The organism is Chryseolinea serpens (assembly GCF_900129725.1).
Lineage (GTDB): Bacteria > Bacteroidota > Bacteroidia > Cytophagales > Cyclobacteriaceae > Chryseolinea > Chryseolinea serpens.
This window is the reverse complement of record NZ_FQWQ01000007.1, coordinates 96,342-121,494: the sequence shown is the minus strand read 5'-3', so window position 1 is coordinate 121,494 and position 25,153 is coordinate 96,342. Positions and strand designations below refer to the sequence as shown.

Below are 25,153 nucleotides of genomic sequence, written 5' to 3'. Positions count from 1 at the left end.
CCGCTCCACCGCGACAGCACCAGCGTATAGATCGACAACAGCACCGAGAACAAGGTGGTCTGCTCCGACAACGCTAGCTGCTCCAGGCCATGATGCAACTTACTGTCCAGGCAAAAATATTCCGACGCCCCCGCCTGGCTTCGAACCGATGGACGAGCATAGTCCGTCGACAACGACAGTACCGCCGGTTTATCCGAAAAACGCGACTGCCAATAGCGTCGGCTCTCCGACAGCTCTTCCTGGAAGGGCGCGCTTTGCTGCCACTCCGCATAATCTCTGTATTGAAGACGCAACGGGGCAGGACGCGATCCGCCGTAAAAAAGCAGAAAATCTTCGATGAGCACTTCGCTCGACACTGCGTCGGTGATGATGTGGTGAAAATCGATCAGCAGCAGGTGTTCTTCCGATGACAAACGAATCAGTCCCACGCGAAACAATGGCGCTTCCTCCAGAACAAAAGGTCGTGTGAACGACGCGATCTGCGACGCAAGCGTCGTCTCATTGCCTTCCGCATACTCTACGGCAAACGCCGGCGCTTCCACAATCCGCTGATACGGAACCGTGTCCACCATCTCAAACTGCGTGCGCAGGCTCTCGTGACGCAACATCAATTGCCGAAACGACGACTCTAAAACTTCAACATCCAAGGCCCCTTCGATCCGCAGTATCGTCGGCACATGATACGCCGTCGAACTGCGATCCAGCAAGTATTCAAAATAAAACTGCCGCTGCATGCTCGTTAAATGATATAACGACTGACGCGGCGCTGGCGGGATCAGTGCAAAATCTTTATCCGTATAGGTTGCTTTCACATACGCAATGATCTCTGCCTTGTGTTCCCGAACATCATTGAGCAGCGCAGCGTCAATCCCGCCCTGGGGAATGCCAAGCTTCAGTTCGTCGTCGACCACCCGGACGTCAACATTATGCTTCCGGAGTCTGGATAATAATTTCACAACCATAAGTTCAGTTTATAGGGTAATCAAAATAATTTTCATAAATGAGAAGAACCGCTGCGGTCCGTTCTTTTACCATCACGACAGGGTTAGAGTGTTAACTCTGTCTTCAGGGTTTCCTGTTGTTCGGGAACGCCCGCGCCCCTGATCCATCGTTTGTTGCCAATGATCTCGGCCAGTTCGCGGATGGTGGGTGAATTAAAAATATCGATCAAGGTGATCTTAACGCTAAAGGTTTTTGCAATCCGGGCCAGCAATATGGTCGCGTTAAGCGAGTGTCCTCCCAGCTCAAAAAAATTCCTGACCACGCTGATCCGGTCGTCGGGAATATTCAGTATATCCGACCAAATTTCAGCCAGGGCTTGCTCGTCGTCATTTTCGGGAGCCACGTAGTTATCCTCCAATTCGAAATCAGGTTCCGGGAGGGCTTTGCGATCCACTTTGCCGGTGGGCGATAAAGGAATGGCCTCCAGGCGGACATAGTGATGTGGCACCATGTAGTAGGGCAGGTAATTGAGCAACTCATTCGCAAACAACGTGTCGTCCAGGGGACCCGTGGCGGTGTAGTAGGCCACCAGGAATTCGTTCCCGTTTCGCACATGCCGCAACACGCACACTTCGCCGACACCCTGACATTTGCCGAGCTGATTTTCAATTTCACCCAGCTCGATGCGAATGCCGCGAATCTTCACCTGGTTGTCGTTTCGTCCCATGAAGAGCAGGTTGCCCGAAGGAAGCCAACGCGCCAGGTCCCCGGTCCTATAGAGTCGCTGGTTCAGTTGTGGTTGGATCACGAAACGCGCTGCTGTCAAATCGGGATTATTCCAGTAGCCGCGCGCCACGCCAGGTCCACCGATATAGAGTTCGCCCTTCGCACCCGGCGGTGCCATCCTTCCCTCCCGGTCCAATACATAGAGGGTGTTGTTGCCAAAGGGCTTGCCGATCGGCACTACGCCTGAGCATTGCGCGGAAAAGGTATCGTGGTCTTCATAAAAGCAAGAATCTATTGTCGTTTCGGTTGTGCCATACCCGTTCAGGATGCGGGTGCTGTTCCCAAACTTTTCCCGGAGCCAGACAAAGTCTTCCATGTGCACGACGTCGGATCCAAGAATGAGGAGCTTCAAAAAAGCAATGTCCCTTCCATTTTCTTCAATGTATCTGAAGAGCGGGAAAATGAGGGCCGGTGTGCTTTCAAAAATCGTGATGCGTTCGCGCTGCATGAGATCATAGAGGATCTCGGGCACCAGTCGTGTTTCTGCGGGACAAATGACCAGGCGCCCGCCGTTCAGCAAGGCACGTGCAAGGTCGCCAAGATAAACGTCGAAGGCCATGCTCGCCATCTGCAGCAGCCGCACCGGAAATTGATCGAGGGCATAGGCCGACCGCCAACCGGCAGCAATATTCACCAGGCTGCGATGTTCCACCATCACGCCCTTTGGTTTGCCTTGTGAGCCGGAGGTATACAGAATATAGGCAATGTCTTCCGGCGATGTGCGCATCGGAAGATTGGTACCGATGACGGTTAACCCTTCACGCTTCAATGCCTCCAACTCCAGCACGGTGACTTCCGGCTGAACATCACTTTGATCGGTGATGAGGTATTGGATCTCACTGTCTTTCAGAATGTGGGCGACACGGTCCGGTGGATATAACGGATCGATCGGCACGAAGACGCCGCCCGCCTTAAGGATCGCCAGCGTGCAGATGACCATCCACTCGCTTCGATCTACCATGAGCCCCACACGATCTCCGGGGCAAATGCCTTTTTCCGCTATGAGCACCCGGGCGATCTGGTTACAGGCGGTGTTCAGGCGCACATAGGTCCACTGTTGGTCATTGAACACGACGGCGACACGGCTTTCATGGCGCTGCGCGTTGTCCTCAAACCATGATGTGAAGGTTTGGTTTTTGCTTACCGCACACCAGGATGCGTTGAATTGATATTGTAGTTTGATCTTGTCCGTTTCCGTCAACATATCCAATTCGCCAAGAGCCATCTCCGGTTGTTGCATTACTGCTTCCAGCACGTTGAAGAATTGCGCGCCGAGGTTTCTTATGAAGGCAGCCTCAAACTGCGCTGTGTTATAACAAAAGTTTATCGCCATCTGGTCTCCGGGGATCACCGTGACGGTGAGGTCATAGTCTGTGTGATCCAGGTTTTCGGCATGCGTGACTTTAAAACCATCCCACCCTGCATCCTGATTTTCTGCAAGCTGGTCAACACGGGGAAAATTCTGATAGATAAAGATGTGGTCGAATAATCTTTCGCCCGGGAAGTTTTGTTGGATGGCCGCCAGCGAATGATGCTGATAGGGCGCGCGGCTATGAAAGTCTTGTTGTGCCTGCAGGGCCAGCTCCACAAATGTCATGCTGCTTTCGAGTCGCAGACGCTTGGGCAAGGTGTTGATGAATAACCCCAGCATCTGCTCCACACCCGGGAGTTCGGCCGGCCGACCGGAAACCACTTCTCCAAAAAGCACATCGCCACTGTTCGCATAGCGCGACAGCAGAATGGCCCACACACTTTGTAGAACACAATTCTGCGTTACCTGGAGTCGCGCGGCAAGCGCTCTAAGGCCCTCCGTGCGAATGGGATCCAACTGGGCCGTATGCTCGGCGAGTGGGATGACCGACGAGCGTCTGTCGCCGGGCATGGTGTAGGGGGCCATACCGGTCATTTCGCTAAAGTCGTCCAGGTATTGTTTCCAGAATGTTTTTGCCGCATCGTCATTTTGTGCTGCGATCCATCGGATGTAATGCTTGTACGGCTGTGGACTTGGTAAGCTTGCTTCTACGCGCCGTAGCGCCGCCGTGTAAAGCTGCATGAACTCATTGATCAGAATACCAATGCACCATCCGTCTAAAATGATATGATGGAAACTCCACACAAATTCAAAGGCCTGTTCTGCCCGCTGCAGCACCGTGACACGAAGGAGCGAATCATGAACAAAATCAAAATTGCGTTCCTTGTCCCGCGCCTTGAACGCCGCGATCCGGGCTTCTGCGTCTTCTACTTTGCGAAAGTCATGGTAATGAAATTCAATTTCCCGTTGTCGCAAAACCATTTGCAGAGGCTGCGCAAAACCTTCCGACAGCACTGCTGTCCGCAAAATATCATGTCGTTTGCCAAGCCGGGCCACGCTGCTTTTTACCGCGGCTACGTCCACGTGCCCTTCCAGGCTATAGGACACTTGCAGGAAATAGGCTTCCGAGTCCGGGACCATGAGGCGGTGAAACAGCATGCCGTTTTGCATTGGCGACAAGGCGTATACGTCTTCAAAATCGAACGTGCGCGAGAGCTGATCTACCTCGTCGATCGTCAGCCCCGGGAAGGTTAAATCGCTGGGGGTATATTGTTTCACCGTCGCTTCGTCTGAGCAGAAGCCAATGATCTTTTCCAAAACAGCTTTGTAGGCTGTGGCCCAGCCGCTCATCCGTTCGGTCGTGTAATGATTCCGGTTGTAGCGGAGGTTCATTTCCAGCACGCCGCGGTATACTATTCCCGTGACCTCCACGGCATGGTCGCGCCGGCGATCCGGGTGTATGGAGATGCCGGACAACTCGGGCGCTATGGAAAAATGTGATCGCCTGATGTCCGTATCGAATTGTCCCAGGTAGTTGAAGCTGATCCCGGGGGAAACGGTGTCACGATCCTGAGGGCTATAGTCCGGATCGAGATAACGCCAGATGCCGTAGTCGATGCCCTTGTTTGGAACGCTTCGGATCTGTTCTTTCACGATCTTGAGCATGCCGGCAAGCGACGCGTGTTTTGGCAGCGCGAGCTGCAGCGGAAAAATACTGGTAAACCATCCCACGGTACGACCAACGTCTTGCCCGGCGAAGAGCTCTTCCCGTCCGTGACCTTCCAATTCGACCGTGAGTTGTTCGATGTCAAAATTTTCACCGGCACTCAACAGCAAGGCGGCCAACAGGATTTCGTTCACTGACAACCCCAGCGCCAGGTGACCTTTTTGCAAAAGCTTTTCGGTGAGCAGGGCATCCACACGAAACGTCTCGCGCACTTCATCCCGCTGGCGATCGGCGGCGTCGTTGAAATCGAACGGCAGAACATGAACAGCGGCCAGGCCCTGTTTCTTCCAGTAGTCACGATGCTGCCGATAAGCAGACGATGCGCGATGAGCCTCCAGCGCGGCCGTAAACGCGCGGTAGGTGAGCGATGGTCTTGAAAGTTCCAATGCCTGGCCGGCATGTGTCTGCGTCAAAAGTTGATCGAGGTCGTCGAACAGGATACGCCATGACATTCCGTCAACCAACAGATGGTGGATCACCACCAACAGACGATCGCCGTCGGGACCCTTGAATCTTGCCGCTTTGACCAACGGGCCGGTCGCCAGGACGAACGATGCCTGAATAGTTGTGGCGTGTTGGTTCACCGCGGTCGCAAAATCTGTTGCCGCCCGCAAGTCGATGGTTTCGATGACCGGCGCTCCTTCGTATTCCTTCACCTCTTGCACCATGACGCCGTCGTCTTCATAAAATACGGCGCGTAGTTGTGCGTGATGATCAAGCAGCGCGCCAAAAATATTTTCAAGGTCCGGTGTTTCTACGGGTTGTTCCAGTTTGAGCAACACCGCCTGATTGTAATGATGATCAAAGCCCGACCGGCTTTCAAAAAATCGCCGCTGAACCGGTGTCAGGGAAACTCTTCCCACGACATGCTCTTGCGTTTCCGGTGCGCCGATCTTTTGCGCCACCTGGCTTAGCGATTGTATGGTAGGATATTGATATAAGTCTTGCGCCGTTATGCGATAATCAATCTGCCGCAGCCGCGATGCAATCTGAATGGCTTTTATCGAGTCGCCGCCCCATGAAAAGAAATTGTCGGTAATTCCCAAGACCGGCGCGCCCAGCACATTTCTCCAGATGTCCAACATTTGTTGCTCCAATGGCGTAGCGGCAGGCACGGCTTCGTGATGCGCCCGGCTGAAGTCTGCAGGGGGAAGAGCCTTTCGGTCGATTTTTTCGTTGAAGGTGAGTGGCAGACGCTCCAGGTGGATGAAAAATGAGGGCACCATGTATTCCGGAAGGCGCTTCAGCAAATCGTTGCGCAGGGCACTGATCGCAAACGCGGCGGCAGCGGTATAATAGGCCACCAGGAATGTACGCCCGCCCTCCTTATCATCTTGCGTCATCACAACGGCTTCATCTACACCCGGCAGTGCCATCAGGTTCTCCTCGATATCCTGTAGTTCAATACGGTTTCCGTTTACCTTGACCTGGTTGTCGCGGCGTCCTAAAAATTCTATGGTGCCGGTATCGGTAAAATATCCGTAGTCGCCGGTGCGATAAAGCCGATCGTAGTTTTTCTGAGCAATGCTTCCGACCAGGGGATTGGGAGCAAACACCGCATTCGTTTTGTCTTCATCCCGCCAGTATCCCAGGCCAACGCCGACGCCGGCGATGCAAATTTCACCGGCTATGCCAATGGGACAAAGCTGGCCGTCAGGGTTCAGGATATAGACATGCGTATTGCGTATGGGCCGACCGATGGAGATGGTCCGCTGGCCCTGGACCGGACGGGGCACCACGTGATGCGTCACGTCATCCGAGGCTTCGGTCGGGCCATAGGCATTTAGAAGCTTTATGTCCGGATAAGCGACATACCATTTTCGGGCCAGTGAAACGGAAAGGGCTTCGCCTGTGGGAATCATCCAGCGCAGGCAGGGCAATTCGGTTTTTGTCTGCCGTGCCACGGTGTCGACAAAAACATTGAGCAAGGAAGGCACCAATTGTGCGATCGTTACACACCGGGCTTGCAGCGTTGCCAGAAATTGTTCCGGCAATTGAATGATACGCTTGTCGATGATAACCACTTTGCCTCCCACCAGCAAGGCCGCCAGGAATTGCCAAATGGAAATATCGAAACTGACCGACGCGGTTTGCGCCACCACATCCGCGGCCGTGAGCGCCAGGTCACCGACCTTGGCCCACAGATGGTTCATCATACCGGCTTCGTGGACCATGGCCCCTTTGGGTTCGCCCGTCGTGCCGGACGTATAGATCATATAGGCCGCGCGTCCGGCCAACGGCTGCGCCACCTGTGCTGGGGTGGTCACATCCTGGCTGCGAATCTCGCCGTGTTGCGTGATAAAATATTTTTTTAAATAAGGCCATAGACCTTGCGTTTCGTCTGGGAGTGTCCATGACGGATCGGTGACGATAAACTCGGCCTCCGACCGCTGTACTATTTTTATGATCCGGGCTTCCGGGAATTCGCGCTCGATCGGGATATAGGTCGCCTGGAGTTTCAACAATGCGAGAAGAGCCTGTAAAGTGTCGACCGACCGGGGAAGGATGACCGCCACCCGGGTTCCGGCGCTCACGCCCTGCGCCCTTAGAACGTCTGCCCATGCATCAACTCTGCTCTGTAGTTCGCGGTATGTTAGGGCCGTGCTGTCACATTCAACGGCTATTTTGTCGGGAAACGACTCTACGGTTCGGGCAAATGCCTCTGCAAAATTTTCCGGTATCACCGCGGATATCTCCGTGTTATTAAATACCGCAAGAATGCGTTCCTGTTCCGATGGCGGCAATATAAAAATGCTGGCAAGGGACTGTGACGGATCGTTCAGAATTTCGCGAAGCGTCTGCTGATAGCATGCCGCATAGCGCTCCATGGACGTTCTTTCGAAAAGGCTCGTGGCGTATCGAAACAAGATCGTGAGACGTTGGCCAGGATCCTCCTGCACTTCCAGACTCAGGTCAAAAATGGCCGTGTCCTGACGAACGTGATAGGGAGTAATCGCAAGGCTGCCGGTATCTTGCCATGGAAGCCCATGACTCATCTCAAACATGATATCGAACAGCACATTGCGGCCGGCTTCCCGGGGGAGCGCCAGATCGGCAACAAGATCCTGGTAACGGTATGCCTGGTGCTCCCAGGCCACCGCGAGCTGATGCTTGGTTTGTTGGAGCAGTTCGATAAAGGTGTCGTTTGTGTGGAGACTGCCGCGGTGTGCGAGCGTAGCGGCAAACATTCCGACCGTGCCCGACACATTGCTGTGGACCCTGCCTTCGGTGAGCGTTCCCACAATCAGGTCGGTTTGGCCGGAAAGCTTATACAACCACACCAGCATAGCGGACAATAACGTCATGTATAATGTGACGCCCTCTTTTGCCGAGAGCGTTTTGAGCGCGCTCACTTCTTCTTTCGTCAATTGAAGACGCACGGTGTCGCCGGCAAAATTCATCCGCAGCGGGCGGGGATGATCCAGGGGGAGGTGGACCTTTGGCAAATCACCCGCAAACCAATCATTCCAAAATCCACGCGCTGCGTCCACAGCCGTCGTGTTCATTTCTTTTTGCTGAAATACCGCATAGTCCTTATAGGGCAAGGGCGATGTTGTCAGCTTCTGACCATTATACAAGGTCATAAAATCCCGGGTCAGTATGGCCAGCGATGCGCCGTCGCATACGAGGTGATGTACGTCGATGACCAACACATGGTCGGTGGCATCGGTGCTGAACACGCCCACACGCATTAACGGCGGCCGTGTCAGGTCAAATGGACGGATAAACGCCGCCATGCGTGCGTCGCGCTCCGATGCCTGGCAGACAACGTGCTCGATCCTGAAATCGCGAACCGCTTCCACCCACTGCCGGGGTGCGCCGTTATCCATCCGAAAGGCTGTGCGCAGGCTTTCATGCGCCTCCACCAGCTGGTGAAAGGCGCGATCAATTTTTTGGATCTCCAGAACGCCGTTTAATTGAAGCGCCATCGAAATATTATAGGCCGTGGAATCGGGCGACATGGCGTGAACCGTATAGAGACCGCGTTGCTGGCTTGACAACGGGTAGCCGTCTGCGCTTACGGCGGCCGCAGGAATAGCCAGGCTACCCTTTGCCACCTTCTGTTGTTGCAGGTGGATCAGCAAATCTTTTTTCAGCGCCGTCACTTCTGCCAGCAGATCGTCGGTCGCCACGCCTTCGGGAACGGCAATTTTCAGTTTGCCGTTTTCTTCCTGAAGTCTGATGCCGCGCTGCATCAGCCGTAATAAAAGATCGTTCACGTTATTCATTCGCGTGCCGCTAAAATTTTGTTTTTTTTCCTCCGAACCTATTCTATCGTTACTTCCCGCATTGCGGCGGCCGGTACGCGCTCACGATGTTCATGCCACGCGTTGACTTCTATAAAGAGCGCGAGTTCTTCGACGGTGGGATGTTTAAAGACTTCGGCGATCGGAACCCGCACGCCAAATTCCTGTTGAAGGTGTGTTACCAACTGCGTGACTTTCAGGGAATGTCCCCCGATGTCAAAGAAATTGGCGTCAGCGGAAATGGTTCCGGCGTCAATCTCCAGTACGTTCGCCCAAACCCGCATCATGCGCGCGTGCAGTGCCAACGCAGTGCTCGCAGGCTGTTGCGCTAATGGAGCCGGAAGTTCTGTTTCCGTGGGTGTCGCGCCTTTCACGGCAAGGGGTAATCTCTCCCGGCGTATAAAATAGCGCGGCGATTTCGCCTCCTTTGCTGGCACCCTCTGCAGGTCGCCAATCTTTTGGCCTGGGTCCTTCACCATGGCCTGGAGTACACCGACAAACTCATGATACAATTGATGGATGAGCGCCACATCGAGTGCCGACTGGTTGTATTTAAAGTTGACCGTCAGCGTTTCCCCCGGCAGAATCACGAGGGCGAGATCATAGTGTGTGGCTTCACAAACGTTATTCCCCGTAATGAATAAGCCGGGGAAGAACTCGACACCCTGGGCGTTGTCGTGACTGATTTTTTTGAAGAGGGGGTCGACAGGGTAGTTTTCAAATACAAAAATGTGATCGAACAACATTTTATTCGGCGACACCTGCTGCTGTATCTCCGCCAGGGAAATATGGTGGTGCGACTCTGTTGTCAACGCGACGTCCTGGTAGTGCTGCCACGTTTTACGCAGCGTATCCGATCCCGAAAAACGTATACGATTCGGAACGGTATTGATGAACAATCCCACCATGGATTCGACGCCGGCAATATCCGCGGCTCTTCCGCTGACCACCGTTCCAAACACCACATCATCGCTGTTGTTGTATTGTTTCAGGAGCAGGCCCCAAGCCACTTGAAAAAGGGTATTCAAAGTAACCTGCGATTCGCGACCGACGCGTTGCAGGCCAGCCGTCAGTTCGGCGCCAAGGTTCAATTTCAAATCCTTATAACGGGAAGCATCCAGACGGTCGGCTGTCGTGGGTTCTGCTGTTCGGGGGATCGCTGTCGCGCCCGTGAACCCTTGCAGATAATTTTTCCAGAAGGTCATGCCGCTTTGGACATCCCGGTCCTGGAGCCACGTTAAATATTCCCCAAATTGTGATGGGGCCGGAAGCGCTGGCGACTGCCCAAGGGCGCCGGCTTTGTAAATTTCGAGGAGTTGTGTCAACAGGAGACTCATGCACCAGCCGTCCATCAGGATGTGGTGGTAGCTAAAAATCACTTCCGTATCCTGAGGGCCAAGCTTGAGGGCGGTAGCGCGAAAGCCATTCCGGTCAAGGTCAAATCCGGCCGCACGGTCGCGCGCCAGAAATTCGGTTACACGTCGCGACCGGTCCTCTTCTGTCAAAGGCTTGCCGGTGCCATCGGTGAGGTCGACGCTGGTGGCAAATAATTCGCCTGGCTGCTGCACCACTTGCACTGGCCTGTCGAGACCCTCGTGTATAAATACCGTGCGCAATGTGTCGTGACGCCCGACCAGTATTTTCAAACTCTGTAAAAATAAAGTATGGTCGAAATCGCCCCGAATGCGACTTGACGACTGCGAAACGTAAACCGCCGACGCAGGGTGCATGATCTTATGAAACAGCATGCCTTCCTGGATGGGCGACAAAGCGTGTATATCTTGGATGGTATAGCGGCTTGTGAGCATGTCCAGCACATCCTGTGACAACCGTTTGTACGAGAAATCAGACGGCGAAAAGATCCGCTTGGCGGTCGACAGGCATGCCGATACAATGGATTGCGCAGCCTCCGCCACGTTATGCAGCAAAGTTCGGATGGTTTCCGCCGCATATTGCTGGTTGCTGTACGCAACGCTCACCTCGAGCGCCTGGTTCAAAAAGATTCCCGACACCGCAAGGCTATAGCAACGACGATGTCTGGCGCTGACATCCGGTCCGGGTGCTGACGTCACGCTAAAGGTCGCCTGCCGGAGATCGGCATCCACCTGTCCCAGGTAATTGAAACTGATCTCCGACGGCGTGGGCGCCACGACCGATTCCAGTTGCGTAATGATCCCGTAATCGAAACCCGCTTGCGGAATTTGCCGCAACGCTTCTTTTACGAGCAAGATCCTGTCGGAAACTGTGTCATGCGCGGCTCCTGAAAAAGCAACGGGATAAAAGGTTGTGAACCATCCCACGGTTCGGCTAACATCTTTATTTAGCAACGCGCTCTCGCGTCCATGACTCTCGACGTCGAGGCGGATCGTCTTCAGGTCGAACGTTTTCCGAAGGCCGTCGGTCAGCGCCGTCAGCAACAGCTCGTGCAATTGGGTGCCAAAGGCTCCGTTTGCGTTCGTCAGCAATTGCGCACTCAAGGCTTCGGTAAGGCGCAGGGTCTCCACCTGCTGGTCGGCTTGTGTATTACTCCCCTGCGGAAAATCAAGGGGTAGTCCATCACATTTTTTCTGAGAGACCTCCTGCCAATATTTTTTTGCCTGATCATACTTTGGCCGCCCCTGGTAGTCGCGTATGGCACCAGACCATGCCATGAAGGCAACGCCCTTTGACGGCAGCGTGTACGGCATGTCTTTTTCATTTTGTTCCAGCAACGCAGTCAGGTCCTCGATCAGAATGCGCCACGACACGGTGTCCACCACCAGGTGATGGATCGCCACGAAAAGGCGTGCATGATCCGGTGCCTGAAACAGTGCCAGCTTGATCAGCGGCCCGTGGGCCAGGTCGAGCGAAGCTTTCGCGCGGGCCATGGCGGTATCGAAGGTTTCCGGATCGTCAGTAAACGTTTCTACCTCGGGCGATACCGCGCCGGCGGGCCATGTCCGCTGGGTCACCGATCCATCGGGCTCCGTGGTAAACGTTGTTCGCAAGGCGTCGTGGTGATCCATAATTTTTTGGAACGCCTCGCGCACCACTGCGGCAGCTATGTTTTTTTCAAAACGCAACACCACCGATTGAACGTAATGATGCCGGTCGTGTACCTGATTTTTAAAGAACCATGTTTGAATGGGTGTTAGCGGCGCAATGCCTTCCACCTTTTCAGTTGTCTCCGGCGAGTTGGTCAGTACGGCGACTCCACGGGCAATGCGCTCAATCGTACGGTGGCGAAAAATATCCGATACAGTAACACCATAACCAACGGCACGCATTTTATAAACCAGTTGCAGCGCCTTTATGGAATCGCCGCCCAGCAGAAAGAAGTTGTCGTCGATCGCCACGCGATCGAGTTGCAAGATCTGTTGCCAGATCTGTGCCATGGCGCGCTCCGGTTCGGTGCGGGGCGCCTTTCGTGAGTCTGCATGGTGCTGGGGTATTGGGAGCTTCTCCCTGTCCAATTTTCCATTCACAGTAAGTGGAAATTTTTCCATCCGGCAAAACCGGCTGGGTATGGCATAGGACGGAAGATGACCTTCCAGGTGCGCAACGAGTGCCTCGTCGTCGATGTGTGTTGTCGTGATGTAGTAGCCACAAAGCGCGCTTCCGGTTATATTGCCTTTGATCAGCGTCACGGCGGCATCGGCAATGCCCGGATATTGGCGGATGAAGTGCTCCACCTCCCCTGCGTCGACGCGATGTCCACGCACTTTGAGCTGACCGTCTTTGCGCCCCAGGTAAAGCAAGTCGCCATTTTCCAACTGCCGGGCATAGTCGCCGGATCTGTAAAGGCGCACGCCTGATTCAGGGTGGATGATGAACGCACGACGCGTGGCCGCATCTTGGTTGTGATAGCCCTCGGCGAGACCTGCGCCGCCGATGTAGATCTCCCCCACCAGTCCTGTGGGAACCGGCCGCAGTTGCTCGTCCAGCAAATCGATGGTTGTGTTTGCAATGGGTTTGCCAATCGCAACGGAACTGTGCTCGGTGGGGCCCGAACCGTATTGAAAAATCATGCAGCCCACCGTTGCTTCCGTGGGACCGTATTCATTGTAGATCGTGATGTTGCCCTTAAATTTTTCATCGATTGACCGAGCAAGATGCTCGTCGAGATCTTCGCCGCCAACGATGAACACCAGGCGACGATCCGCGAACTTCAGGAGATATTTATCGTCCAAGGTCTGGATCACGCGCAAATGTGATGGCGTTAGTTTGATGATGTCAAACACACCCTCTTCAAAAACCTGGTGCAACCCGGTTTCCGCGTCGGTATGTCTGGGAATCGAAATACATCCACCCGACACCAGGGGAACGAAAATGGATGTGAGCGTGAGGTCAAACGAGATCGAAGTGTGCAACGCGAAGACACTTTCTTCCCGTTCCACATATTGATCTGCTGCCCATTGGATGTAGTTGGACAACGCGCGCTGTGAAATCCGCACGCCTTTGGGCATGCCCGTCGAACCCGATGTATAGAGAACATAGGCCGTAGATGCCTGAGGCACGATAACGAGTTGCGTCGGAACCGGCTGCGTTTCGGTGACGACCAACTCGGGACACACACTGGCAAAACGTCCGTCGCGAGACGGATCGCACAGCAGCATGGTGGCCTGGCTATCTTCTAGCATGTACTGCACTCTTTCATCGGGCAGGGCCGTATCGATGAGCAGAAAGGTCCCTCCTGCTTTGCCTATGGCCAATATGCCGGCCAGCATCGCAGGCGACCGCTGCATCGAGATCGCCACCAGGCTACCCGTTGCGCAGCCCCGTTGGCGGAGGGTGGCCGCTATGGCGTTGGAAGCGTTATCCAGATCCGCGTAGGTCCACCGCGTGTCGCCGTGCGTTACGGCAATTTTATGTGGCGCGCGCTCAACCCAATCCAGCCATAGGCTTAGCACAGACTGATCAGACAAGGGCGTGGCCGTGTTATTAAACTGTTGCCGCGCCGTGGTTTCGGCGGCGGTGAGAATGTGCAGCGCTGTCAGCGGCGTGTCGGGAACGCGTAAGACCTGCAAGAGCAGCTGTCTGAAATGTCCGATCATGCGCTGAATGCGCGCCTCCGTATAGCGACCCGTGTTGTATTGCACCTGGCCGGTCAAGCCTTTTTCGGATTGACTGAAACGAAAGTGCAACTCCAGGTTAAGGTTGTCAAAGATCTTGGCGTCTTGCAAACCGGACACGCTAAGCCCCACGGTAAAAAGATCGTCGCTCGATTGGATCGCATGGCTGGCCACCAGGTTTTCCACCATCATTTCCGTGGGAAAGTCGGCATGCCTGTGGGCTTCCTGAAAACGGTCCCTCTCATCAAAGAGCATTTGTTTAAAGGTCGAGTCCGGTGCGACAGTGTTTCGCAGGGGTATCACCCGGTTCACCGGATGCTCGCCGGGATTGCCCGGCACGGGGGTACACAGAATGCGACTGCGTTCTCCGGTATACATCCAAAGCAATACGCGAAGGCCCGACAGCAAAAGTATCAACAGCGATCCCGGGTCGGGCGCAATTTTTCCGACCGGTCTGATGCCTTCGTCTTCCCAGCGAAACGTAGCGGTTTCAATATCGCCTGCGGGAAACATTTTCACATCCTCGAAAATTGGCCGGTGATCGGCGTGGTGAAGGGCTTGCTGCCAGTAGCGCGATTTCTCTACGTGTTGGCTGGCATAGATCCTCAACCGGTCCAGGGAACGCTCGGTATTCATAGATTCAACGGTATGGGTATATCAAAAATTAAATTCAATGGCGACGGGATTTTGAACTTGCGTGGCCAGGCCGTGATGAAGAACGATGTCGGCAAAAGACACTTCAGGATGGTCGAGTACGGTTTCCCATATCATCCGAAAGTCGGCCGCAAATTGCTTTACCACCTGGTCGTCGAACGTGCTGCGGTCCCATCGAAACGTGATCAAACCCTCATGTGGTCGGGAAACGTATTCGACGTAGAACGGATACTTCGCCGTCTGCTTGTTGTGGAAGACCGGCTCGACGGTGAATTCACGGTCTTGTGCTTGAGGTTCATAGACGTCGAAGGAGAAAATCGTATTCACCGCTTCATCGCGTGTTGCCCGAAGGGCCGGCAACACCGCGTCCAGCCGGTAGTGCCCTTGTTGTGCGGCGGCTACCTTGGAAGTGACAACCTGCAGCAAGTCCACAAACCGGGTGCCGTCGTCGATTCGTGCCGGCACAATCATCATGCTGAATACCGGTCCAACCAGTTGTTGAAAGGCCGGCTCGTGCCGGAAAGAAACCGGCGCGGCCACGGCTACATTCCGTTGACCCGAGATCTTCGCCATCAATATAAAATAGGCCGTATACAGCACGTTGAACAGGGTAGACCCATTTTCACTCGCCAGCGCTTTCAGGCGTTGCTGGCTGGCTTCGGAAATTTCCTCGGCCAACACCCCGGCGTGGTTTTCTTCGTGATGCCATTCCTTTTTGTAGTAGGGAAACTGGATGGCCAGTGACGTGTCTGCAAATTCGGTATGCCCGGCAGCGGTCTCGGGCGCATGGCCCTGTTCCCATGCAATAAAATCCCTGAACTGATGCGATACTTCCGGCAACATTTGACCCTTCGCCAACGTCAGAAATTCTTTCATCAGAATGCTCTGTGATAAGGCGTCGGAGATGAGGTGATGGATATCAATCGTGACGCGGTGGACATCAGGCTTGGAGCGCTTCACATAGACGCGAAAAAGCGGAAAGCTATACACGTCGTGTGGCTGAAGCCTGTCTTCGGCATTTTCGTGGGCAAAAAGTTCTGTGATGCTTACCCGCCCTTGTGGCAGGACCCGTTGCACGGGCATTCCGTCTACGCGATCAAAATATGTACGGAGGCTTTCATGTCGTTGCACCAGCATGTTCATGATGCTCGCATAGTCAATCGACCTGACATTCGCGCCTTTGATGGTAAAGCAATTCACAATATTGTACGTGAGCGGATGTTTTTCTTCCAGAGAGGAAAACAGTTGCACCTGCATTTGGGTTAACGGATAATAGCCGGCTTCACCTGACGGCGCTGCAGCAACGGGTGCTGCCACGGCCATCTCCAAGTGCCTGGCCAATAGTTGAACGGTGTCGTTCTTATAAAAATCCTCTACACTGACACGCACCTGGAAGCAACGGTTTATCTCGTAGAGCAGCGACATCACATTCAAGGAGTTGCCCCCGGCTTCATAAAAGCGATCGTCGAGCCCAATATCTTCTTGTTCGAGAATGTTTTTCCAGATCGCCACGAGTTTCGATTCCATTTCGGTCGCCGGGCTTTTGCGTTGCGCGGGCGCAGAAGGCGTCTCCATCCGTCTTAATTTCTCCAGGTCAACCTTCCCGTTCACGGTGCGAGGGATGTCCGACAACCTATGCAATTTCTGCGGCATCATGTGACGCGGCGATGCCTCGTGCAAAAAATTCCAGATCACGTCTTGAAAATCCGCGCGGCCAGGTTCACGTGATTTTAAAAAGGCTTTAATAACAACGCCCTTTTCAGTATCCTCGTGCACCACCACCGCTTCATCGACCAAGGGACAGCGAAGCAGCAGCTTTTCGATCTCATCCAGTTCTACTTTTATACCGCGCACTTTCACCTGCCGGTCACGACGGCCAAGGAGTTCAAAATTTCCATCGGGTCGCTGACAGGCCATGTCGCCGGTTTTGTAGATGGTCTCCGGTTTTCCGAATGGCGACGGCACAAAGACTTTGGCCGTGAGCGCCGGGTCGTCGTAATAACCAAAACTCATATAGGGGGTGCGAATGTAGAGTTCTCCTTTTTCCATCACATCGCAAACCTCCAGGGCATCATTCAACACAATGAACCGCGCCCCGGGAATAGGTTTACCCACAGGAACCGAAGCGCCGTCCCCATCCGTTTCGGTGACGACGTAAAACGCCTTGGCTAATGTTGTCTCCGTTGGACCATAAACATTGACGAGCCGTGTTTGCCTGTTAAAATGTGTGTACCATTGCTTCACGAGCGCCGGCAATAGTTTTTCGCCGGCCAGCAACACATAGCGCAGTTTATCGAAGCGGCTTCCGGCATCTTTCATCATGGCCTTGAACAGGCTGGGTACCAAATGAAGAAAGGTGATCTCGTTTTTTTGTACCCAATCAGCCAGGGAAATTTCATTTCGCTCCGGAATCACCAGCGTAGCACCGGCTGCGAGCGGCGTTAGCACGTCGCGTAAAAAAACATCGAACGTGGGCACCGTGAGCTGACCGAACGTGTCCGTCTCGTGTATTCCAAATTCGCGAACCTCCCAATCGATAAAGTGATGAAGACTTTCGTTCCGGCCCAGAATAGCTTTGGGTTGCCCGGTTGATCCGGAAGTAAAATACAAGTAGGCTCTATCGTTCGGCGAAAAATTGTGACTCCATAAGGCGGCTGCCGGAAAATGAATACCGGATAAAAAATCACCGAAGGAAACGCCGGCCTGAATGCACCCCGATAAGATCTCGGGCGATGTGTCGGGCTGTCCCACCAGGAAAGCAAGTTTCGCCTTTTGAATCTGTTTCAGTACACGTTCATGCGGGGCCGCCGGATCCAGTGGCACAAACACACAACGCGCCTTGAGAATGCCCAGCAGGGCAATGATGATTTCTGTGCGTTGACTCAAATAAACACCCACAAACGCCTGGGGCAAGACCCCGGAAGCACAAAGGTAGTTGGCAAAACGCGTAGACTGTTCGTCGAGGTCCGCGTACGACAGGGCGGTTGCTCCCGACTTCAGGGCAATTCTGTCGGCATGGGTAGTCAGACTCTGGAGTATCAGGTTTTGAATGGTAGTTTCCATTGCGATCGTTTTATGGGAAATGTTTTTGATGGCGCGTTGACGTGCCTGGCAAGCTCAGGCGATTTGCTGTTGTTCGCGGATGTGAGAATGTTCTTCCAACATTTCAAACACGTAGGTATATCGTGCCCCGTGATGAACGTTGACCACACTTTCATTTTGGTCCATGGGTTTCAGGATAAGATCTTTGTAGCCCATTTTGTCGCCGAAGACATAAGCGCCCCAGCGTCCCATGTAGTCGCTCAGCCCGTCGTTGTCGTCCAGGAATTCATACCGGATCGAATCGGCAAAGGTCTGCACTAACCAGTTGGCGTCTGTGCCCGCCTGGTGCAACACGGCTTGCCAGCGTTCGATGGGGCATTCCTTTCCAATGTGCACCGATTCACCGGAACTGAGATTGGATTGCTTCAGAATGAGGCTGTCCTTTTCATCCATCAGGAATTCAAGAAAATAGTTGCCGGGGGTCAACCGCTCCTTTGTCAGCTTCCTGGTCCAGGGCACAAACCTGTCGATCAGCGCTCTTTCGGCGTCGGTAAACAAGTGGCTGTCGGAAAGTTCTGATAAAAGCGCAAGGCTGATTTTGTTCTGCAGCAAGGTGGTGAGGTTACCGCCAAATAATACAACACTGCCAGAACGCCCGAGGGCTGCAAGCTGATCGGGCATCAATCCCTCATATCGATCGACAAGGGCGTGTATTCTTTTTCCACGGTGAAAGATCTTTCGATCACGGATCTCCAAATCATAATAAGAACAGGCATTGAAAGTGAATCTGTGCCCCTGACTTCCACGGAGACCCATGTCCCGGAGCGCGCTCACAAAACTTTCTGCCGGCGCAGGGCATGCAAACACGACATGAAAAGTGTCGTCATCGCTTATTTTTGAACATTGGGCCGCGATGAAATCAAAATATTGATCGAGTATGTTCGGTGCAAAAGTTGCCTCCTGCGCCTGGAAATATTCCTTCAGGCAAGCATGCTCAACGTATCGTCTGCGCGCCTGGTGAATTTCCAACATGTTGCCGAGATTGGATGAAATATTAAATTCCATACACTTAAAACCCGTCGGTGTCAAACACACATCGGCGCGGCCCAGCAGGTTGTCTAGCGTGCCGACATCAAAATGCTTCAGCTGCTGAGCAGCCAGCTTTTCAGGAATGGAATAATAGGCCCCAATGTCAGCCGCACGCAAATTGAAAATCCTACTGGGGATCTGTTTGATGAGTTCAAACAGACCCCGGGTGAGCGAACCGAGCGACGCGCCCAACGCGGGTTCCAGGAAAATCGGCAGCGGCTGGAACATAAAGCCGGCCTGCTGTTGTATGATGTCACGGTAATCGGCCGTACGCAAGAGGTTGTTTGTCCGAACATAACTCAGCAAACGACTTTGCGCCGGAGAGAGCTGCGAGTAGGTAGGCGTTTTCATCAGAAATCTTCCAGGAATTCTTTGATGCGTTCGGTTTGCAATTTTCTGTCTTGCATCGACAAGCTGCCGATCCGCGGGTCACCTTCGACCACCTGTCGAAGAAGCCGTTCGAGGGTGCGGGCCCAGTTCTCGATGACCGTTTTCTGATATCCTTTTTTATTGTACTTGAAGGTCAGCGTGATGGTCTCCCCATAGCTTACCACCAGATACAGGTCGTAATTGGTTTGTACATAGGACGCGGTGTTGGTGATGCTCTTCCGGAGGCTTTCGCCCGTGTATTCTTCTACGCCGGGCTGAAAACTTTCGAACACGATCAGGGTGTTGATCACCGTCTCATCGCGCCCGTCCAGTATGTCGGTGAGCGATTGATATTGGTACTGCTCTATTTCAAGAAGATCGCTTTGCACTTCGTTGGCCAGCCCTGAAAAGCTACGATGATCATCCCACCGAACGCGCAAGGGCACGGTGTTCATAAAGAGGCCCACCATGCTGTCGATGCCTTCCACCTGCGGATGCCGGCCGGCGAATACCGTTCCGAATACGACGTCCTCGACCTGATTCAGTTTGCCCAGCAAAACAGCCCACGCGACTTGAAACAATACGTTTACGGTGATCTGCATTTTCTTTGCCTGCTGTCTTAATTGCTTGCTCAAGTCAGTATCCAGCACATGGTGATAGAACACCACTTTCGCCTCCGCCGGCGTTTGTGTCTGTGGAAACTCGACACGGTCGTCGTAGCCGTCCAGGTATTGCTTCCAAAATTGCTTCGCGTGGTCGCGGTCGATGCGTTTCAAAAACGTCAGGTAATTGCCGTAGGGCGACGGCGCAGGCAAGTGGCGCGGCGTTTCTTTTTTGAGCAGACTTTCACATCGCATCAAAAATTCCCGGCTCAGAATGCCCATGCACCAACCATCCATAAGCAGGTGATGAAAGGTCCAGATGAACCGCGTTCGTCCGCGGCCCAACGCTATCGCCGTGAGGCGGAGCAGATTGTCGTGACTGAGATCGAACGGCATTACCTGGTCCTTGCGGGTGATTTCTTCCAGCATTTCTTTTTGCTGATCGGCAAAAAACGATGAGAGGTCCAAAAACAACATCTTGGGTGTCACCTCCGAACGAACCACCTGAACCGGCTCCTGCAAGGACTGGTAACAGATGATGCTTCGCAGCAGCTCGTGCCGTTCAAAAAGATATTGAAGTGCCGCGGCAATGCCATCTTCCGTCAGGTCCCACGGGGTTTCCAGATCAAACATCGCTTGTTGGATGTACAACGCCTGGTCCGGTTGACGGAGGGTTTCTATCAACATACCTTTCTGGAGTGAAGAGAGCGGATAGATTTGTGCGAGGTTGTTCCCGCACTGCTTTTCAATTTCCCGCAATTGCTCCGCCGACAGGTTCACATGATTAAAATCACTTGCCGTAAACCTCCGGGTGGCGTGCTGACACACGTGAACAATCTGTTGCAACGCGTTGTCATAGTCGCTCAGCAAACGTTCCACCGTGGCGCGCTTGTATTGCTTTGTGTTATACCAAATTTCAAGTTGAAGGGCGCCCCGATCCATGTGGACGATCATCTCCAGGGCGTGCGGACGATCCCATGCGTCGCCAACGCTGGCGCCAATGCCTTGTTGATCGACGGAAAAATTTTCCGTCGCCGAAATATCATCGAATTGCCCCAGGTAATTAAAAGATATATGCGATTTCACCTGCGCGAGACGGGAGGTCAGTTCAGGTCTTGCCGGGGCCGTCAGGTAGTGGGCTATGCCATAGTCTATGCCGTGGTTGGGGATGGCCCGCAGGGTTTCCTTCACCGTGCGAATCACACCGATAACATCATCCGGGTCGTTCACGGCAAGGCATACCGGAAAAATAGACGTGAACCATCCCACGGTCTTGCCGAGGTCTATTGTCGCGTCGATTTCTTCGCGGCCATGACCCTCCAAATCGACGGCCACTTTGCGGACGCCAAAACTTTTTTGAAGCGCCAGCGCGAGACCACTCAGGAGCAGGTCATTGACGCGTGTATTTAAAAACCGGTTCGCTGCACCGATCAATGCTTCCGACACGCCGGCCGTTAACGTTCGGGTCAGTTTGCCGAGGTCTTTTACTTTATTTTCAGAGACCTCAAAATCCGTTTTGATGGTTTGACACCCGTCAAACAACGGCTGCGACCAATACTCCAACACTTCTTCGATGCGCTTGCTGTGGGCATAGCTTTCCAGGTTTCGTGCCCAGGTTCCAAAAGTTGTCGTGGTAGGCAAAAGCGTTACCGATTGCCCTGTTTTCAACTGCGTATAAAGGGTGTTCACTTCCTCCAGTAAAATCCGCCAACTCACACCATCCACGGCCAGGTGATGGATGGCCACCAGCAAGCGCGTGCCCTCGTTCAACCGAAAAACGGCGAGACGAAGCAACAGTCCCTCTTCCAGGTTTAAACCTGCCTGGACCTGTCCTGAAATTTCATTCATTCGTGCCAGCGGTTCGGCCTCCTGCGACAGGTCGTATTCCTGGATGGAAACTGGCGTTTCAACCTGGTCCCCTACCGTCTGCACTATCGCACCATCAACCCATTTAAAGGTCGTGCGCAAGGCCGGGTGACGTTGCCGCAAGGCGGCGAAAATGGATTGAAAGCGTTCCGTGTCTTCCCGTCCTGGAAAGGACAACATGACGGCCTGATTAAAATGATGGGCAAGGTCCCATTCGGTATGCTCAAAAAACCAGTGCTGTATCGGCGTAAGCGGGATCTGACCGATACTTTCCTCCGCAGGCGCTGCTACCGTTTCTTGTGCGTGTTTCATTTTTTCGGCCAACAACCGAATGGTGGGCAAAGAAATGATGTCCTTCACCGACACGTTGTAGCCCTGAATATGAAGGCGCGACGCAATGAGAATCGACTTGATGGAATCGCCTCGCACGGAAAAGAAATTGTCCTCCACACTGATCTTGGGCACACCCAAGACATCCTGATACACCGACGTCAGCATGTTCTCCAGTTCATTGGCCGGCGGCACATAGTGACTGTTGTCTCTTGCCTTGGGATCGGGTAACGCGCGAACGTCGATTTTTCCGTTGGCGTTCAACGGAAAGCGGAGCAGGTGCACATAGCTGACCGGCACCATATAATCCGGAATACGCGTCTTCAAAAATTTACGGGCATCGGCTTCGCTTATCGGTGCCTCTGCAATGTAATAGGCACATAAATAATGGTCTCCCGATTTATCCTGTCTCAGCGATACATGGACGTCACTGATCTGCGGATACTGACTCAGTTGTTCTTCGATCTCCCCCAACTCGATGCGGAAGCCGCGCAGTTTGACCTGGCGGTCGGCGCGGCCAATGTATTGCACGTCGCCGTTAGGTAATAATTTTGCCAGATCACCGGTCTTATACAAAACCTGGTGAGGCTTGAAAGGGTCGGCCACGAATCGTTGTCGCGTAAGCTCCGGACGATTCAAATAGCCACGACTCACACCATGCCCGCCCACATACATTTCGCCGATAACGCCACCGGGTAGCAACTCCAGGTTCTTTCCCAGAATGTACAGCGAGAGGTGGGGCAGCGGTTTACCGATGTTGCTCACACTCGAAAGTGTATCGGAGCCGGTGATCTGTTTATAGGTAACATGCACGGTCGTTTCGGTAATGCCATACATGTTGATAATTTTCAGATGCGGATGAAGGGCCAGACATTCGTGAAGCACCGATGGATTGAGGGCTTCGCCGCCCAAAATGATGTAGCGGAGATTCTTGACAAAGGCACCTTGCGAAAAGCCAGCCCCCACCAGGTTGGTGAGCGAAGACGGTGTTTGATTGAGCACCGTCACTTTTTCGCTCTCCATCAGTTCCATGAAAAGCATGGGGTCTCGGGATACCGTTTTGTCGACGATAACGACTTTGCCACCCCAGAGCAGCGCCCCAAAAATCTCCCAGACAGAAAAATCAAAAGACTGTGAGTGAAACATACACCAGGTATCGCGCTCGTGGAAATCAAAAGGCGATTGGGCAAACATGAGATGCATGAGGTTACGATGTTCTACCACGCATCCTTTGGGCTTGCCGGTGGTTCCGGAAGTATAGATGATGTAGGCCGGATGGTGCACGGTTTTCGAAACAGGCTCGGTGATGGCGTCGTCGGGCGCAATCAGCAGTTTTTCGAATTCCAGTACGCGGCAAGGCAGGTCGCCGGGTGAAAGGCCATGTACGATCAGATGGTCGCATCCGCTATCGTTGATCATATACGTCTTCCGGTCGTCGGGATATTCCGGGTCGATGGGCAGGTAGCAGCCCCCGGCTTTCAGAATGCCGAGGATGCCGACAATAAATTCGATGGATTTGGGCAGCATGATCCCCACGATGCTGCCAGGCTTCACGCCGGCAGAAACGAGGTTTCGGCAGACCTTGTCGCTCTGTTGATTCAAGGTTTCATAGGTCAGCACGTGTTCACCATGCTTGATGGCTTCGCGGCTCGGAAAACGACGAGCCATTTCCAAAAACGCCTCATCTATGGTGTGGTCGCGGTGAAGATCGTCGACATTTTCTTCCGTGCCCGCCAGCAGCGCCCGTTTTTCGTCTTCATTCAAAACGGACAATGTTTCAACGGTGTGGTTCGGATAATAAAACGCTTGCTGCAATGCATTGCTGAAATGCGATGAGAGTTGTTGGATGGAAGATCCTGTGAAGTATTTATCCTGATAGAGAAATTCTACTTCCAGGTACTCGCGCAGGTAGACGGTGAGGCAAAGCGGATAGTGGGTTTGTTCTTTTGTGTTCAGCAGGTTCACCGTCACACCCGGAATGGCATGGGCGATGGTTTCATCTACCGGGTAGTTCTCAACCACCACGATGGTGTCGAACAAGGCATCGGCAGGATTAATCTGCAGACTGCGCTTGATATCGCCCTCGGCGTCGTTTTCAAATTCCGTTCGTTTCGACAAACCCTCCTGCATATGCTGGAACAGCTGTTCCAGCGTTTCGGATTTGACGGACTTCATACGAACGGGAAGTGTATTGATAAAATGACCAATGGTATCTTCCGCGTCCGCAAAATGCGCCCGGGTAGAAACGGTGGTGCCAAAAATTACGTCTTGTGAATTCTTATACTGTTGCAGCAGGATGCCCACGCAGGTATACAAAAATGCCGCGGGAGTAATTTTGCGGGTCGCGCAAAATCGCGTCAGCTCCTCGGTTTTCATGAAGAGCATTTTGCGCGTCATCTTTCCCCCGGCGGTTGACGCGTCGGGTTGCTCTTTTACCGGCGTGAAATCACGGAGATCGTACTCCTTTAAATATTCTTTCCAAAAGGACTCTCCCGGTACGCCGTTGGCTGTCATTTTTCGAAACGTGCGAAGCGGCTTCTTGTCCGGAAGAGAAATGGGTTGCGCTTGCCGGGCTGCCGCATAAGCCGATACCAATTCCTTGAGCATCACAGCGGTGCTCCAGCCGTCGAACAAAATGTGGTGGCTGCTGATGGTCAATATATGCAGGTCAGGCGCTTTTCTGATCAGCAAATAGCGCAACGCGCCCATCTCCAGGTCGAAGGGTTGCTGGCGGTCGTCGCCGTAGACTTTTTTCAAGGTCTGTTCGCGCACGATTTCCGATTCGGCGCTCACATCATGAAACGTCATCGATGGCACAAGACGTTTGAGGACCACCTGCACAGGCTTCTTGAGTCCCTTCCATCGAAAAACAGAGCGCAAAGACTCATTGGCCTGTACGACTGTGTGAATGGCATCGCGCAGCACGTCGATATCGATGTCACCCTCCAGGGAGAACGACAATTGGACATTGTACAGCGAACGGTCGTCGTCGTGCAGATAGTGAAACAACAGTCCTTCCTGCTGTGGAGTGAGATACACAATATCTTCAATGTTGGCTTTGTCCAGAATGTTGGCTTTGTCCAGCTTTTCCATTGATTTTAAAATTTAGGGTCATGTAAGCATCGCGGTTCAGCACC

At 53.4% G+C, this 25,153-nt stretch carries 6 protein-coding genes; all 6 read right to left on the bottom strand.

What is annotated here, in order from left to right; translation table 11 throughout:
- A partial coding sequence (locus BUB30_RS34460; RefSeq protein WP_245804225.1) for a condensation domain-containing protein occupies nt 1-956 on the bottom strand: 956 nt, incomplete at its 3' end.
- Nucleotides 957-1,045: 89 nt separating this feature from the next.
- Nucleotides 1,046-8,995, bottom strand: coding sequence for a non-ribosomal peptide synthetase (locus BUB30_RS34455; protein ID WP_073143621.1), 7,950 nt, complete (start codon nt 8,993-8,995; stop codon nt 1,046-1,048).
- A gap of 38 nt (nt 8,996-9,033) precedes the next feature.
- Nucleotides 9,034-14,700, bottom strand: coding sequence for a non-ribosomal peptide synthetase (locus tag BUB30_RS34450; RefSeq protein WP_073143619.1), 5,667 nt, complete (start codon nt 14,698-14,700; stop codon nt 9,034-9,036).
- Between the two features lie 21 nt (nt 14,701-14,721).
- Nucleotides 14,722-17,781 carry a non-ribosomal peptide synthetase gene (locus tag BUB30_RS34445; RefSeq protein ID WP_073143618.1) on the bottom strand — a complete coding sequence of 1,020 codons (3,060 nt, stop codon included), beginning with the start codon at nt 17,779-17,781 and terminating at the stop codon, nt 14,722-14,724.
- A 54-nt stretch (nt 17,782-17,835) separates the two neighbouring features.
- Nucleotides 17,836-19,200 (bottom strand): hypothetical protein, encoded by a 1,365-nt coding sequence (locus BUB30_RS34440; RefSeq protein ID WP_073143616.1) that lies wholly within the window; start codon nt 19,198-19,200, stop codon nt 17,836-17,838.
- On the bottom strand, nt 19,200-25,109 hold the full coding sequence (locus tag BUB30_RS34435; protein WP_073143614.1) for a non-ribosomal peptide synthetase: 5,910 nt from the start codon (nt 25,107-25,109) through the stop codon (nt 19,200-19,202). The genes BUB30_RS34440 and BUB30_RS34435 overlap by 1 nt, the downstream gene beginning before the upstream one ends.
- Nucleotides 25,110-25,153: the final 44 nt, after the last annotated feature.